We start from the raw sequence: 15,512 nt of genomic DNA, 5'->3' as shown, positions 1-15,512 counted from the left end.
GTCATCCGCCGCCGGGGACGTGCTCGCGCGGTCCCCGGCGACGGGTGCCGAGTGCGGGGTCAGCCGTTCCAGGTCCACTTCTGGTTGGTGCCGCCGTGGCAGGAGTACAGCTGGATCTTGGTGCCGTTGCCGGTGCCGGCTCCGACGGCGTCCAGGCACAGCCCGGACTGGACGCCCTGGATGGAGCCGTCGGAGTTGAGGCGCCACTTCTGGTTGTCGCCGCCCCAGCAGCTGTAGATCTGGACCTTGACGCCGTTGCCGGTGCCGGCCGCGTCGAGGCACTTGTTGCCGTACACGCGGATCTCGCCGGCGGAGGTGGACGACCAGGTCTGGTTGGTCTGGCCGTTGCAGTCCCACAGCTGCACCTGGGTGCCGTCGGCGGTGGTCGCGCCGGGCACGTCCAGGCAGCGGCCGGAGGCCACCCCCTTGATCGCCCCGCCACCGCCACCGGTGGTGGGGGTCGCCGACGGGCTGGGCGAAGGGCTCGCCGAGGGGCTGGGTGAGGGTGAGGGTGTGGTGGTGCTGTCGAGGCCGAGGAAGGAGATGGCGTAGGCGAGCTGGCCGTTCATGGGGAGTTGGTGGCCGACGCCGGAGATGCTGATGCCTTCGATGGTGGCCTGGGTGCTTGTGTCGCCGTAGCGGGTGCGGGTCCACGACGACTGCGGGTGGTCGGTGAAGGACGGGGTCTGGCTCAGCCCGTGCAGGTTGGTCCACTGCTTGATCTCTTCGCCGTAGTTGGGGTAGGCGAGAGTGGTGTCGGTGGTGCCGTGCCACAGCTGCATGCGGGGGTAGCGGCCGGTGTAGCCGGGGTACATGGCGCGGGCCTGGTCGCCCCATTGCTGGGCGGACTTGATGAGGTTGCCGCCGGAGCACTGGCTGTTCCACAGGGAGCCGTCGGTGGTCGCGAAGCATCCGGCCGGTACGCCGGAGAAGGCCGCCCCGGCCGAGAACACGTCGGGATATTCGGCGGCCAGGACGTTGGTCATCATCGCGCCGGAGGAAAAGCCGCTCACGACGATCCGGTTCGGGTCGACGTTGTAGCGCTGCCGCGCCCAGGAGACCATCGACATGATGCCGGTGGAGTCGCTCCCGCCGTCGCGCCTGAGCGCGGCGGGGGTGGACACGTCGAAGCACTGCCCACTGCGGGTGGCCTCGGGGACCACGATGATGTACCCGTACCGGTCCGCGGCGGTGACGTAGTCGTGCCCGTTGCCGTTGAAAATCGCGCCGGCGGATCCGGTGCAGTAATGCACCAGCACCAGCAGCGCCGGCCGTGCCGCGACCCGGTCGGGCACGTAGAGGTACATGTTCAGGTTCGTGGGGTTGGCGCCGAAGCCGGTCACCCGGGTCAGCGAGGCCGCCGCGGCGGGCCGTACCCCCAGGAGCATGCCCGCCACCACCAAAGGCAAGGCGGCGGCCGCCAGTAAGACTCTGAGCCTTCGTTTCACGCCATGTCCTTCCTTCTTGAGATGACGCGGATGCCGGCGCGCGCTCGACGTGGCGGCACCAGCCGTGTGAGCGTTAACACCGTCGGCCGGCCAGTCCCTTCGATCAGCGAGGCGGATGGGCGGGCCCAGGGCGTGGTGATGCGGCATCGAACCGGGCGGTACTGGAACGTCGGCGACGAGAGTGGGCTCCGCGACACTCGGCGATAATTTTGTTATCGCTAACATCTGCGACAGTGGACCGGCCTTTTCTCTCCTCGCGACCGGCCGGTGGTGGTGGTGTGCCGGAGCAAATACGAAGCGGGAGGGTCCCGTCAAGGGGGACGGCGTACTTTCTTGCACAGCGCCGTTCCACGGCGCCGCGCGGGCCGACGTCGCCCATCTGGAGTTATCGATGACGACCATCCCGCTTTCGGCGCTGTCATCATGCTGAAACTTTCATTGACGACCCCCCGCACAGAGCACGCCAATTGCCATGTTTTCGGAGGCAGGAGCACTCATGGGAACGTATTTACGTCGCATTCGTCGAACACCGAACCCGAAAGTTTCAGTCGAGCCTTGACACATTTCGGGGAGATTTCCAGACTGAGTCCCCGAGGCGGTCTCCCCCTGCCAGGTCGGTGGTGAAGTGGCGGGGGGGCGCCGTCCGCGACGCCCTCGTGGTGTGCGTTCCATAACGGGACGCGGTGCCGATCCCGCGGATGTCCTCTTTCCGTGATTCAGTTGTGGAGGCTCAGGCATGGATTCGAACGCCACCCCCCTAGATCGGCTCCGGCGGCCACGCCGCGGCCGGGTGCTGCTCGCCGGCGCCCTCGGCGTTCTCAGCGCGATCACCGCCGTGGCGGTGTCGGTTCCCGCCGACGCGGCGGCGAGCACGCTGGGCGCGGCGGCCGCGCAGAGCGGTCGTTACTTCGGCACCGCGATCAGTGCGAACAAGCTGGGCGACTCGCAGTACACCACGATCGCCAATCGTGAGTTCAACATGATCACGGCCGAGAACGAGATGAAGATCGACGCGACTGAGCCGAACCAGGGTCAGTTCAACTTCACCAACGCCGACCGGATCTACAACTGGGCGGTGCAGAACGGCAAGCAGGTGCGCGGGCACACGCTGGCGTGGTACTCCCAGCAGCCGGGCTGGATGCAGTCCCTCAGCGGCAGCGCGCTGCGCCAGGCGATGATCAACCACATCAACGGCGTGATGGCCCACTACAAGGGCAAGATCCCCTACTGGGACGTGGTCAACGAGGCCTTCGACGACAACACCGGCGGCCGCCGCGACTCCAACCTGCAGCGCACCGGCAACGACTGGATCGAGGTCGCCTTCCGCACCGCGCGGGCCGCCGACCCTGACGCCAAGCTCTGCTACAACGACTACAACATCGACAACTGGACCTGGGCCAAGACGCAGGGCGTCTACAACATGGTCCGCGACTTCAAGTCGCGCGGTGTCCCGATCGACTGCGTCGGCCTGCAGGGCCACTTCAACAGCGGCAGCGCCTACAACAGCAACTTCCGCACCACCATCTCCAGCTTCGCCGCCCTCGGGGTGGACGTGGCCATCACCGAGCTGGACGTCGAGGGCGCGTCGGCCACCACCTACGCCAACATCGTCAACGACTGCCTCGCGGTCGCCCGCTGCGTCGGCATCACGGTGTGGGGCGTGCGTGACAGCGACTCCTGGCGCTCCTACCAGAACCCGCTGCTGTTCGACGGCAACGGCAACAAGAAGGCCGCCTACACCGCGGTCCTCAACGCCCTCAACAACGCCGCACCCAACACCTCGCCCAGCCCCACCCCGCCCGTCAGCCCGAGCCCGAGCCCGACGCCCCCGGTCAGCCCGAGCCCGACCCCGCCGGTCAGCCCGTCGCCCGGCACCTCGCCGCAGCCCGGCAACGGATGCACCGCGACGATCAGTACGGTCAACAGCTGGCCCGACGGCTTCCAGTCCGAGGTCACGGTCCGCGCCGGCAGCTCGCCCGTCAACGGCTGGACCGTGCGGTGGACGTGGCCCGGCGGGCAGACCTTCAGCAACGTGTGGAACGGCACGCCGAGCGTGTCCGGCTCCTCGGTGACGGTCACCAACGCCTTCTACAACGGCTCCATCGCGGCCGGCTCGTCGACCACCTTCGGCTTCACCGCCAACGGCAGCGCGGCCACCCCGACCCTGACCTGCAGCGCCTCCTGATTCCTGGTCCCTGATTCCTGGCGAAACCGGATCCGGTTCGGACGATGTCCGGCCGGATCCGGTTCGCGTTGTGGCCCGCGCGCGTCCGCGGGTGGAGGAGCGGACGCAGGCGGCGGGATGATGGCCGTGATGGACGGGACGCTGCTGCTGCTGGACGTCGACGGGGTGCTCAACCCCGTGCGGCGCTCCTCGCCGCGTTTCCGCCGCTTCGAGTGCGTGGCGGACGGCGAGTGGTTCCGCCTGCTGCTCGATCCGCGGCACGGCGCCAAACTGACCGCCCTGATCCGGGAGACCGGCGCGACGCTGACCTGGGCGACGACCTGGGGCGAACGCGCGAACGCGGAGATCTGCCCCAGGATCGGGCTGCCCCCGCTGCCGGTGATCCCGATCGACGGCGACCCTCCCCGCCCGCCCGGCGTCAACCTCAAGACCTGGCACGTCGCCGAATATGTCCGGGGCCGGCCATTCGTGTGGCTCGACGACGACCTCGGCCCGGCCGATCTGGAGTTCCTGGACGGCCATCCGGGGGTCGGCGAGTTCCTGGTCGTGGCCGTCGATCCACGGGATGGTCTGGGCGACGCCCACCTGGACGCGGCCCGCCGATGGCTGACCATGCGGAGGCCGTAAGCCTCCTGGTGAGACAGGGTGGGATCACAGGTGAGCAGGGGGCGGATTCTCAGGGATTTCCCCGGAAGCCCCGGTAGTGTCGCGGGCCATGACATGGCAGCGGAGGATCAACGGCGCACTCGTCAGGTTCACGGGAGTCCAGCTCACCCGGGTCCGGCCCGCAGCCCAGTCGTCGTCGCCCGCGAGCCCCGCCCTGCCGGCGGCGCCGGAGGAGCTGGTGCGTCCTCCCGCCGACCCTCGCGCCGACCGCCTTCTGGTGGCGCCGGTGTTCATCATGTCGCCGGTGCGGTCGGGCTCCACCCTGCTGCGGTCGATCCTGAACGCCCACCCCGACCTGCACGCCCCGCACGAGCTGCACGTCAGGCGGCTGACCGTGGGGTTCGGCACGTCGCTGGCCCGCAAGGCCATGGAGGCGCTCGGCCACAACCAGGCCGACCTTGAGCACATGCTGTGGGACCGGGTGCTCCACCGCGAGCTGGTGCGGAGCGGCAAGCGGACCATCGTGGACAAGACCCCCGCCAACGCCTTCGCATACGCCCGGATCGCCGCCTGCTGGCCCGACGCCCGGTACATCTTCCTGCTGCGCCACCCCGCCTCGATCGCCGCCTCCTGGTATGAGGCCGACCCCGTCAAGCGCACCCGGGAGGAGGCCGCCGCCGACGCCCTGCGCTACATGAAGGCGGTGCAGCGGGCGCGGAAGGCGCTCACCGGCCTGACCGTGCGCTACGAGGACCTGACCGCCGAGCCGGAGAAGACCACCCGCGCCATCTGCGACTTCCTCCAGCTTGAGTGGGAGCCCGGCATGCTGGCGTACGGCGAGCAGAAGGTGGTGCAGAAGGGCCTGGGCGACTGGAGCGACAAGATCCGGTCGGGCACGGTGCAGCCGGGACGGGACCTGCCCGGGCCGGACGAGGTACCCGACCTGCTCAAACCCATCTGCCGCAGCTGGGGCTACCTCCCCGAGGAGGAGAGCCGATGAGAATCCGTTACATGCTCCTGCACGCCTACGGCATGGGCGGCACGATCCGCACCGTGGTCAACCAGGCGAACGCGATGGCGGCGCTCGGCCACGAGGTGGAGATCGTCAGCGTGGTGCGCCGCCGTGACGAGCCGCAGTTCCGGCTGCATCCCGACGTCGCGCTCACCACGCTGGTGGACCAGCGGACCGGCGTACGGGCCGACTCCCTCGGCCGGCGCGTGTGGCGGAGGCTGCGCGGCAAGCTCGTGCCGTACGGCGAGTTCGCCGCGGGCTACTTCACCGAGCGGGTCGAGAAGGCGGTCATCGACTACGTGTCCTCGGTGGACGACGGGATCCTCGTCACCACGCGCCCGGCGCTCAACCTCATCTCCGCGCGCCGTGCCTCCAAGAACGTCGTGCGGGTGGCGCAGGAGCACATGAACCTCGGCACCTACCCCGGCACGCTGCGCGAGGAGATGCTCCGGTACTACGGCGCGTTCGACGCGATCGCCGTGCTCACCCCCAGCGACCAGCGCGAGTACGAGCAGGCGCTGCCCGGCGCGCGGATCGTCCGCATCCCCAACGCGGTGCACTCGACGAACCAGACGCCGTCGCGGCAGGAGCATCCGGTCGTGGTCGCCGCCGGACGCCTGGTCAGGCAGAAGGGCTTCGACCTGCTGCTGCCGGCGTTCGCCCAGGTGGTGAAGGAACACCCGGAGTGGCGCCTGCGCGTCTTCGGCACCGGCCCGAGGAAGGCGGCCCTGCGGGGGCTGATCGGCGAGCACGGCCTGTCGGCGCACGTGACGTTGATGGGCCGGACCAACCGCCTCGACGACGAGCTCGCCCGGGCCTCCATCTATGCGCTGAGCAGCCGGTTCGAGGGCCTGCCGATGGTCATGATCGAGGCGATGACCCACGCGTTGCCGATCGTGGCCTTCGACTGCCCGACCGGCCCCGGCGACGTGCTCACCGACGGGACCGACGGCATCCTGGTGCCCTCCGGGGATGTGGACGCCCTCGCCGCGGCCATCAAGCGGCTCATCGCCGACCGCGACCTGCGGCTGCGCATGGGCGCCGCCGCGGCGGCCACCGCCAGGGAGTACGCCCCGGAGAACGTCATGCCCCAGTGGGAGAACCTGTTCACCGAGCTCCTGCTGGCGAAGTCGGGCAGCTCCGCGCGGGCGCGGCGCTGACCCGGCTCGCGCCGTCCCGCCGGCCCCGGCGCGGCACGCGAGCGCGACGAGACAGGACCGGCGCCGCGTAAGGAGATCGCGGTCGGTGAGGGACCTTGCCCGGCATGGTTAGAGATAAGGCCACGCCACGTTCACCTTGTGGTGGATTCACGCCCGTAACATCCCCGTCTTGGTAATCAGATACCCACCTGGGGGTTTTACATGGGTTCCTCCCGCAAGCGTCTGCTGCGGCTGCTTGTGCCTGCGACGACCGTGGCCACGGCGGCGGTCGCCGGCGCGGTCCTCAATCCCGCCCTGCCCGCGAACGCCGCCTCTCACCACCACGACGGCGGCCGGGCGCGCAGCGTGATCTTCATCAACGGCGACGGCATGTCCGCGGCTCATCGTGAGGCAGCGCGGCTGCACCTGGCCGGTCTCGACGGGCAGCTCGCCATGGACAAGCTCCCGGTCTCCGGGCAGCTGAGCACCAGCCCGCACGACCCCAAGACCGCCATCACCGACTCCGCCGCGGCGGCCACCGCCTGGGCGACGGGGACCAAGACCTACAACGGCGCCATCAGCGTCGACGCCAAGGGCAAGCCGCTGCCGATCCTGGGCAAGCAGGCCAAGGCGGCGGGCAAGTCCACCGGCCTCGTCACCACCGCTCAGGTGACCGACGCCAGCCCCGCCGCGTGGTTCTCCCAGACCGCCGACCGCGGCGCTCAGGACGAGATCGCGCGGCAGTACCTGGAGGTCAGCAAGCCGGACGTCATCCTCGGCGGCGGCGAGGACTGGTGGCTCCCTGCGGGCACGCCCGGCGCGTTCCCCGACAAGCCCGCCGAGGACCCCGACGAGGCCAGCAAGGGCACCAAGGGCAACCTGATCAAGAAGGCCGAGCGCGAGGGCTACCAGTACGTCTCCAGCGCCAAGGAGCTCGCCCGGGCCAAGCGCGGCAAGCTGCTGGGCCTGTTCAGCAACGAGGAGATGTTCCAGCAGCGGCCGGAGGGCCAGGGCGACATCTACTCCCCGGTCGTGGACCTGGCCACCATGACCAAGAAGGCCCTCGACACCCTCAGCACGAACAAGAAGGGCTTCTTCCTGTTCGTCGAGGAAGAGGGCATCGACGAGTTCGCCCACGAGAACAACGGCTCCCGCGTGCTCCAGGCCATGGCGTCCCTGGAGAAGGCCGTCAAGGTCGCCAAGGCGTACGTCGCCGCGCACCCCGACACGCTTCTCGTCATCACCGGTGACCACGACTGCGGCGGCCTCACCGTGGAGGACCCCTCAGACACCGAGGACGAGAGCGGCACCGGCCTGTCGACCGAGGACGGTCCGTTCAAGATCCACGGCAGCAACCTCACGTTCACGATGGACTGGACCACCACCGGGCACACCGGCGTGGACGTGCCGGTCACGGCCGAGGGTCCCCTGTCCAAGCTCTTCACCGGCAAGCACCCCAACACGTACGTGCACACGGTGCTTTCGAAGGTGCTGACCTCGCGTCACTAGACGCCGTTCGTCGTGCCGCCGCCCCTGCCGGCGGCGGTACGCGGATCGGCCAGGCCGCTTCTCCCCCGGCGGACCCCGCCTATTCGGACCCCGCCTGTTCGGACCCCGCCTGTTCGGACCCCGCCTATTCGGACCCCGCCTGTTCGGAAGCAGCCCAACCGGATCCTGCTCATCCCGGCCCGGGTCAGCCGGACCGTGCTCAGTCCGACGCGGCGCCGGTCAGCCGGTCGCCCAGGGAGCTGCGCCGATAGAGCACCTGCCGTCCGTCGCGGGCCCGGGTGACCAGGCCCGTGGCGTACAGCACGCGCAGGTGCTGGGACACGGCGCTCGGGGTCACCCGGAGCCGGCGGGCGATCTCGACGGTGGGCAGCGGCTCGCCGAGGAGGCCGAGCAGCCTCGTCCGCGGCGCACCGAGAAGCGACACGAGCGCGGCCTCGTCCGCGACGGGCGCCCGGTGCCACAGCGTCGCCACGCCACGGCTGGGATAGACCAGCGTCGGAGGCTCCTCCGGGAGGACCGGGGGCGCGGGCTTGTGCGCGAACACGGAGGGCACGAGCAGCAGGCCCCGGCCGGCCGCCGCGACACGGAAGCTGCTGATCATCTTGTCGATGTGCAGCACCCCGTCGTCCCAGCGCAGGTTCGGGTGCATGCCCGCGAACAGCAGCCGGGCGCCGCCCACGGCCAGCTGCCGCGCCCGATAGGTCATGTCGGCTTCCAGCACCAGCCGCATCTGCGGCCACATCGGCCGTACGGCGATCTCCCAGTAGCGCTCCAGGAGGTCGCAGATCGCGTCCCGGAGCCGTACGACCGGCGCGTCGCCGTCGGCGGCGGCGTCACGCAGCCGCTCGGGGAGCGGGGCAGGCGCGTGCGTGGCCGCCAGGTCGCGGCGTACCAGGCCGGGAGGGGTCCGGCGGACCACCGCCAGCTCCTCCGCGAATTCGGGGGCGAAGGTCGCCGGCCTCGGAGTCAGGAAGTCGGGGACGGTGAACCTCTCCGCCACCAGCGCCGTCAGCAGATCCGTGTCGAGCGTGCCGAGCCTGCCGAGCACGGACCTGCGCCACGGGAGCAGCGCCGCCGACAGCCCCGGGTCGCGCAGCACCCGCAGGCTGAGCACCGTCTCGGTCAGCGGCGAGAGGGCGAATCTCGTGTCGGCGAGGTCCTCGACCCCGAGCTCGAAACTGATCATTAAGCCCCACGCTACATCTGTTTGCGGCGAAAGGTCCGCAGTGTGGACTTCCGTCCGTGATCAACGCATTCCTCGAACGACCCACGGCGATCGACGCCGCCGGTGACACGACCCGGGCCCCGGCACGCAGACTCGCTCTCTGCTCCGGAGTGCCCCTGCGCCCGGCGGGACGGGTGGACGGATGGGAGCCGGGGCCTCGTCCCGCGCGTCGCGGACCGGGGGCCGGCGCATGAGCCGCCGCACGCTCGCGATCGTGACCCTCACCTGCGCGGTCGCCGTGGGCAACATCTACTTCCCGCAGGCGATCGCACCGCTCGTCGCCGCCGGGCTGCACCTGCCTCCCGACGCGGGCGCCCTGGTGGTGACCGCGACCCAGGCCGGCTACACGGCCGGGATCGTGCTGCTGGTGCCGCTCGGCGACCGCTTCCCGCACCGCCCCTTCCTCGTGACCCTGCTCGTGCTCACCGGTCTCGGCCTGCTCGCCGCGGGCTGCGCGCCAGCCCTGCCGCCGCTCGTCGCCGCTAGCGCCCTGGTCGGCCTCACCACCGTGGCCGCGCAGGTCGCCGGCCCGCTGGCGGCCGGTCTCGTGGCGGCCGACCGCCGGGGAGCGGTGATCGGCACACTGCTGAGCGGATCGACCGGCGGCATGCTGCTGGCCCGCACCTTCAGCGGAACCCTCGGCGAATGGCTGGGCTGGCGGGCGCCGTACCTCGTGGCCGCGGCCCTGGCGCTGCTCCTCGCCGCGAGCCTGGCCGTCACGGTGCCGCTCACGGCCGCGTCCACCCGCCGTCGTTATCCGGCGCTCCTGGCCGAACCGCTGCGCCTGCTGCGCGCCGAGCCCGAGCTGCGCCGCTCCTGCTTCTATCAGGCGGCCGTCTTCGCCGGGTTCTCCGCCGTCTGGACCTGCCTGGCCCTCCTGCTCACCGGCCCGGCGTACGGCCTGGGCGCCCAGGCCGTGGGGTTGCTCGCCCTGGTCGGCGCGGCGACGATGCTGTGCACCCCCGTCGCCGGCCGCATGGTGGACCGCGTGGGGCCCGATCCGGTGAACCTCGTCTGCATGCTGGGTGTCCTCGTCTCTGCGGCGGTCCTCGCCGCCGGGTCGCTCGGCGGCGCGGCGGGCCTGGCCGCGCTGACCCTCGGCACGCTGGTGCTCGACGTCGCGATGCAGTGTGGCATGGTCGCCAACCAGGCCCGGGTCTACGCCGTGCGTCCCGACGCCCGCGGCAGGCTCAACACCGCCTACATGACCTGCGCCTACCTCGGCGGCAGCGCGGGGTCCTGGCTCGGGGTCCGCGTCTGGAGCGTGGCCGGATGGCGGGGCGTGTGCGCGCTCCTCGCACTGCTCGCCGCGCTCGCCCTGACCCGCCACCTCCTGTCACTGCGCCGCCGCGCCACACCGCGGATCACCATGCCGAGCCGTACGGCGTCCGGCTGAGGGCGCGCGACGACGAGCGTCCCGCCACCCGCACCCTGCCGCCCGGGCCGTGGCAGTGGACCGACGACACGGAGATGGCCTGCCCTGTCTACCGGCTTCTGGCCGGCCGGGGCACGATCGACCAGGACGCACTGGCGGCTTCGTTCGCCGCGCACCACGACTTCGACCGCGGCTTCGGCGGACTGCCGCGCGACTGGCTACGCCGCACGGAACCGCTGCCCGGCTGGGCCGAGGTGCCGGCCGGTCTCCGCCCGGAGACGGCGGACTGGCCCTGGCCGCAGGGCAAGGACCTCTACGACGTGATCTCGGATCAGGTGAGGCGGCCGACGTAGGCGAGCGCCTGCTTGAGCAGCACGCCCTGGCCGCCGGTCATCTCCTGCTGCACGATCGGAGAGGCGGCCTCCTCGGGCGTGAACCACTCCAGGTCCAGCGCGTCCTGCCGGGGCCGGCAGTCTCCGCGCACCGGGACGATGTACGCCAGGGAGACCGCATGCTGGCGCGGATCGTGGAACGGCGTGACCCCAGGGGTGGGGAAGTACTCCGCCACCGTGAACGGCGTCGGCGAGACCGGCACGCTCGGCAGCGCGACCGGGCCGAGATCCTTCTCCAGGTGGCGCAGGAGCGCGTCGCGGATGCGCTCGTGGTAGTACACCCGCCCGGACACCAGCGCCCGGCTCACGGTGCCGTCGGCGCCGATCCGCAGCAGCAGGCCGACGCGGGTCACGGTGCCCGTGTCGTCCACGCGCACCGGCACGGCGTCCACGTACAGGATCGGCATCCGGCCCCGCACCGATTCGATCTCGTCGGGAGCGAGCCAGCCTGGCGTCGTTTCGGTCATTTCGGTCACGGCTCGATCGTACTTGCCCAGGCGGGGGGTGGTCCGCATCTCCGCGAGGTTCACGTCGGACCTCTACGACGTTCGCGGCGCGTCCGCGGGACGATCACCGTACCCTGCCCTGCAAGCGGGGAGCCGGAGACCGTCGGTGCGTGGATCGGGCCATGGCGGCCCCACGGCGTTTGGCCGGCACTTCCGAGACGAAAGGTCTGCTCATGGTCGAGATCCCCCGGGACTTGCCGATCTTCGAGCGTGACGCGGTTCGCATCGTGCTTCGCGACATCGACGACCGCATCCTGCTCTTCCACACGCACGAACCGACCGCGCCGGAGCTCGACCAGTGGTGGGAACTGCCCGGAGGCGGCATCGACGAGGGCGAGACCTACCGGGAAACCGCGGTGCGGGAACTGCGCGAGGAGACCGGCATCATCATCTCCCCCGAACAGGTCGGGCCGCCGAACTGGCGCCGTACCTCCACGTTCCGGCACCGCGACCGGCGGCATCTCCAGCATGAGGTCGTGGTCGAGGTGCGCCTTGACCACGCGGGCGACCTGATCGACGAGACCGGGCGCCTGGACTACGAGCGCGAGGACTACTTCGACTTCCGCTGGTGGCCGATCCCCGAGGTGGTGGCCAGCTCCGAACTGTTCTATCCCCGCAGTCTTCCCCGGTTGCTGACCGGCTTCCTGGCCGGGGAGAAGCTCAGCGAGCCGTTCGAACTCTGGTCGTGACCGCTTCTCTCCCTGATCGTCTTCTCTCCCTGAACGTGTTCTCTCCCTGAACGTGTTCTCTCCCTGAACGTCTTCTCTCCCTGAACGTCTTCTCTCCCTGAACGCCGCAACCGGGTCAGCCCGGCCCGCGCCGCCGGTGGTGCTCGCCATGCGGAGGGCCGAGCGGGCGGGCGAGGCGGGGATCCGGTTCGCGCCGCTCCAGCCAATGGGCGGTCGACAGGGTAGCTCGGTCGATCATGTCGGCCGTACCGCGGAAGTCGACGGGCAGCACCTCGACCGGGCACAGCGGCGGCAGCACGTGCAGGCGGGTCCGCCGCTTGTTATGCCTGATCGAGGCGCTGATGCGCTGCTCGCTCAGCAGGTTGTAGCCGTGCAGGGCCATGGCGATCGCCGTCGACGGCGCGGCCGGCAGGTGGCAGGAGAACCCGGGCGCCAGCAGGTACGCCTCGTCGGCCCCCGCGTCCACCGCGTAGTCCAGCGTGGTCAGATCGGCGACACCGCCGTCCATGAGCACGTGGTCGCCGATCGTCACGGTGGGATACAGGGCAGGGATCGCGGTGCTGGCCAGCAGGGCCGGCAACGCGGGCCCCCGCGAAAGGATCACCGGCCGCCCCGTCCGCACGTCCGCGGTCAGCACCTCCAGCGGAACCAGCGTCTCCTCCAGGGCGCGGATCGGCAGGATGCGTTCGAGGAACCGCCGCAGGGAGGAGTTCTCGAACAGGTAGTTGCGACGGCCCAGCAGCGCCGCGACCAGCGTGGCAGGGTTGAGCGGGAACGTGTAGTTGGGCACACCCAGCGCCTGCAGGGCTCCCCGGAGAGGATGAAGGGGAAGGTTTCCGGCCAGCGTACGGAGCACGTCGGGCCCGCTCACCGGATACACGTCGTGGCTGCTCACCGACAGCCACAGCCGCGCCAGTTCCTCCGCACCCGCGGCGTCGGGCCGCGCGGCGTAATAGGCGCCGTTGAGCGCCCCGATCGAGGCGCCCACCACCATGTCGGCGCGGATCCCGTGAGCGGTGAGCGCGCGGAGCATGCCGACCTGCGCGGCCCCCAGGCTGCCGCCTCCCCAAAGGATGAACGCCGTCGTCATCGGCCGCTTCCCCACGCTCCCCGGCCCCGGCTCCCCTTCCTACCCGGACGTCCCCGTTCCACCCGCCGTACGGAGGTGTGCGGGGTTACGTAAGACAAGGGATTTCGACCGCGCCCTTGTTTATCCTGCCGAGGCGATAGTCGAAAGGCAGGAATCCCCCATGGCCTATGCCGATCGGATCTCTCCCGTTCTCCGTGCCGCGTTCGAGCTTCTACGTGAAGCCGGACGGCCACTGCGGCCCGAAGAAGTTCGCAAGGAAGTCGAAAGCAGAGTGACGATTCCTGCGGAGCTCCGGGGGCCCAACGCCCACGGCCAGGCGCGGTGGTGGGCGCAACTGGGCTTTCGCACGGGCGAGGCCGCATCGATCGGCTGGATGACCAAGCGGAACGGCTGGGCGATCACCGAAGCGGGAATCCGCGCGCTCGATGACTTCGAGGGCACCGAACTCTATCGGGAATTGGTGCGCCAATACCGCGCGAGACGATTGCCGCCGAGGCCACATGACCGTCCCGGGACCACGCCTCCGCCTGATCCGATTCCTGCCGCCTTCGAGCAGTTTCAGCAGAACCTCCAGTATGCCCGCCAACTCGTGGACGGGGGCCGCAACCTGGAACGACTCGCGGTCGGCTCCTTCGACGTCACCGACCTCTACCGCGCGGCCTGGACCCAAGCCGTGGCGGCCCTCGACCACTGGGTCACACGCGAGATCGTCGACCGGGCCCTTGCTCTGGCCCTGAACCCGGAAGCGCGCCGTCCTCCCAAGTTCAGCAATCTGAGCATCCCCGTCGAGCTGTTCGAGAGGATTCACCATCACGACGAACCTCTCGGGGAGACCTTCGGCGCCCACCTGGAGAAGCATTTCTCCTTCATGACCTTTCAGAATCCAGAGAAGATCAAGGAAGGGTTCGCGTACGTCAGCACGGTGAACCTCTGGGTGAAGGTCGCCGAGGTCCTGACCGCACAGGACGCCAGGAGTCCGATCACCGCGGACGGCGTCCGTACGAGGCTACGGGAGATCGCCTGGCGCAGGAACAACATCGCCCACACCGCTGACCACGACCCGCAACGTCCCGGGCGGAAGGCCCCGATCACCGCCGCCGAGGCGGAGGCGACCATCGAGTGGCTCGAAGCAATGGCCATCGCCATTCAGCAAGCCCTCGGAGATCCCCTCCCTGCCATGACCCCCGACGCCGCGGATGAACTGCGAGCCGCCCCTGTGACCGCCGAGGCGGAACCGGCCACAGGCCCCCGGGGAAAGCGCAGGTGGGACGAGCCGAGCTTCCTCCAGGCCGTGGAGGAGTACTGCCCCGCCGGGGTGCGCGACACGCTGCTGGCCGTCTACCGTCACGCCGAGAGCCACCCGTCCTTCCACGAGTACTACTTCGGCGAAGGCGAGTACCCCTCGGTCACCGCATGGTTCAACCTCGGCTCCGACAAGGCCTCCGTGTGGAGCATCTATACAGGGCCGGCCAAGTCGGTCCTGGCCGTCAACTTCGGGTCCGTACGCAATCACGGCGCTTCACGAGAACGTATGACACGGCTCGCCGAGAGGCTCGGTGTCCTTCCGGGATCGGCCCGTCTCCGCGACCAGCTCGAATCCGCCGACTACGGCAAGTACCCGTCGCTCCAGCCGGATGCCCTCGCACGTCCGGAGGCCCGGGAGGTCATCATCACGGCGCTGAACGAGTTCCTGACCGGCGAAACGCCCCACTGACCATGCCGAACAGCAACAAACGGCAGGGCTGACAGCAGCGGGTGGTGGTCAACGCCACGGCATTCGCGGCGGCGCTGGCAGAAGAGATCGCTCCCGAGGACCGGGGCGGTGGTTGGCTGACGAGAAGCCCGGCGGCGAAAGGATTCGCCATGCCCGAGCACGGGGCGACGTACAACATCGCACGTGACAACGCCCGGGTCGGTGTCCAGGCCGGAGCCGTTCAGGGCGATGTTCGGCTCGGCGTGGAACCTGATCGGCCGGCCGACCTGGTGGAGGCGCTCGCCGGGTTCGGCTCTCAGCTCGGGCGCGCGTGGGAGGACGGTCGTCTCGCCGAGGACACCTACATCGCGGCTCGGGCGGAGCTCGGTGCGGCCGAGGAGGCCCTACAGACGGAGGCCCTGCAGACGGAGGCCCTGCAGGGCAAGGGCAGGCTGCCCCTGGCGCTCGAGAAGCTCCGCGGGTTGATCCGCGGCGTCGGCGAGCGGGCTGATCCGCCATCCGGCGGCCGAAGTGGCGCGCCGATGGAACAGCCGATGGAACAACGGCACGCTGTGAAGCGACCGTCAGCAACTGGCCGCTCCCCTGCACACGCTTCTTCCTTGAACGGTCTTCCTTGAGTGGT

14 protein-coding genes are annotated in these 15,512 nt (G+C 70.1%); 10 read left to right on the top strand and 4 right to left on the bottom strand.

Annotation, left to right across the window (positions count from 1 at the left end; genetic code table 11):
• Positions 1-59: 59 nt before the first annotated feature.
• Positions 60-1,388: a PHB depolymerase family esterase gene (locus OHB01_RS27085; protein WP_328854148.1), complete on the bottom strand. Its 1,329-nt coding sequence runs from the start codon at positions 1,386-1,388 to the stop codon at positions 60-62.
• A 796-nt stretch (positions 1,389-2,184) separates the two neighbouring features.
• Here OHB01_RS27085 and OHB01_RS27080 point away from each other — a divergent pair.
• The 5 genes from OHB01_RS27080 (at position 2,185) to OHB01_RS27060 (ending at position 7,899) form a co-directional block, all read left to right on the top strand.
• Positions 2,185-3,633, top strand: coding sequence for an endo-1,4-beta-xylanase (locus OHB01_RS27080; protein ID WP_328854147.1), 1,449 nt, complete (start codon positions 2,185-2,187; stop codon positions 3,631-3,633).
• Between the two features lie 129 nt (positions 3,634-3,762).
• A complete protein-coding gene (locus tag OHB01_RS27075) occupies positions 3,763-4,260 on the top strand; it encodes an HAD domain-containing protein (RefSeq protein ID WP_142652591.1) in 498 nt (165 codons plus the stop codon).
• A gap of 88 nt (positions 4,261-4,348) precedes the next feature.
• Positions 4,349-5,239, top strand: a complete 891-nt coding sequence (locus OHB01_RS27070) for a sulfotransferase (RefSeq protein ID WP_328854146.1) — start codon at positions 4,349-4,351, stop codon at positions 5,237-5,239.
• Positions 5,236-6,411: a glycosyltransferase family 4 protein gene (locus OHB01_RS27065; protein ID WP_142652593.1), complete on the top strand. Its 1,176-nt coding sequence runs from the start codon at positions 5,236-5,238 to the stop codon at positions 6,409-6,411. Before OHB01_RS27070 ends, OHB01_RS27065 begins: the two co-directional genes overlap by 4 nt.
• A gap of 201 nt (positions 6,412-6,612) precedes the next feature.
• A complete protein-coding gene (locus tag OHB01_RS27060) occupies positions 6,613-7,899 on the top strand; it encodes an alkaline phosphatase (RefSeq protein WP_328854145.1) in 1,287 nt (428 codons plus the stop codon).
• A 199-nt stretch (positions 7,900-8,098) separates the two neighbouring features.
• Here OHB01_RS27060 and OHB01_RS27055 read toward each other — a convergent pair whose 3' ends face one another.
• A complete protein-coding gene (locus OHB01_RS27055) occupies positions 8,099-9,085 on the bottom strand; it encodes an ArsR/SmtB family transcription factor (protein ID WP_142652595.1) in 987 nt (328 codons plus the stop codon).
• Between the two features lie 229 nt (positions 9,086-9,314).
• Between OHB01_RS27055 and OHB01_RS27050 the strand changes: the two genes are divergently transcribed.
• The gene (locus OHB01_RS27050) at positions 9,315-10,520 is read left to right on the top strand and encodes an MFS transporter (RefSeq protein ID WP_142652596.1); all 1,206 of its coding nucleotides are present in this window, start codon (positions 9,315-9,317) and stop codon (positions 10,518-10,520) included.
• Positions 10,409-10,852 carry an ADP-ribosylglycohydrolase family protein gene (locus tag OHB01_RS27045; RefSeq protein WP_312845798.1) on the top strand — a complete coding sequence of 148 codons (444 nt, stop codon included), beginning with the start codon at positions 10,409-10,411 and terminating at the stop codon, positions 10,850-10,852. Before OHB01_RS27050 ends, OHB01_RS27045 begins: the two co-directional genes overlap by 112 nt.
• On the opposite strand, the gene OHB01_RS27040 is transcribed toward OHB01_RS27045, so the two are convergent.
• Positions 10,831-11,358, bottom strand: a complete 528-nt coding sequence (locus tag OHB01_RS27040; protein ID WP_142620493.1) for an NUDIX hydrolase family protein — start codon at positions 11,356-11,358, stop codon at positions 10,831-10,833. The genes OHB01_RS27045 and OHB01_RS27040 overlap by 22 nt on opposite strands.
• Before the next feature lie 212 nt (positions 11,359-11,570).
• Between OHB01_RS27040 and OHB01_RS27035 the strand changes: the two genes are divergently transcribed.
• Positions 11,571-12,086 (top strand): NUDIX hydrolase, encoded by a 516-nt coding sequence (locus OHB01_RS27035; protein WP_142652597.1) that lies wholly within the window; start codon positions 11,571-11,573, stop codon positions 12,084-12,086.
• Between the two features lie 115 nt (positions 12,087-12,201).
• Here the strand turns inward: OHB01_RS27035 and OHB01_RS27030 are convergent, their stop codons facing one another.
• The gene (locus OHB01_RS27030) at positions 12,202-13,176 is read right to left on the bottom strand and encodes a patatin-like phospholipase family protein (RefSeq protein WP_142652598.1); all 975 of its coding nucleotides are present in this window, start codon (positions 13,174-13,176) and stop codon (positions 12,202-12,204) included.
• A 160-nt stretch (positions 13,177-13,336) separates the two neighbouring features.
• Here OHB01_RS27030 and OHB01_RS27025 point away from each other — a divergent pair, with 160 nt between their 5' ends.
• Both OHB01_RS27025 and OHB01_RS27020 read left to right on the top strand, forming a co-directional pair.
• Positions 13,337-14,890 carry a hypothetical protein gene (locus tag OHB01_RS27025; protein ID WP_328854144.1) on the top strand — a complete coding sequence of 518 codons (1,554 nt, stop codon included), beginning with the start codon at positions 13,337-13,339 and terminating at the stop codon, positions 14,888-14,890.
• 44 nt (positions 14,891-14,934) lie between these two features.
• Positions 14,935-15,507 (top strand): hypothetical protein, encoded by a 573-nt coding sequence (locus OHB01_RS27020; protein ID WP_328854143.1) that lies wholly within the window; start codon positions 14,935-14,937, stop codon positions 15,505-15,507.
• Positions 15,508-15,512: the final 5 nt, after the last annotated feature.

The sequence above is a fragment of the Microbispora hainanensis genome (assembly GCF_036186745.1).
GTDB lineage: Bacteria > Actinomycetota > Actinomycetes > Streptosporangiales > Streptosporangiaceae > Microbispora.
Note: the sequence above shows the minus strand (reverse complement) of the source record. Positions and strands in the feature narration are given on the sequence as shown.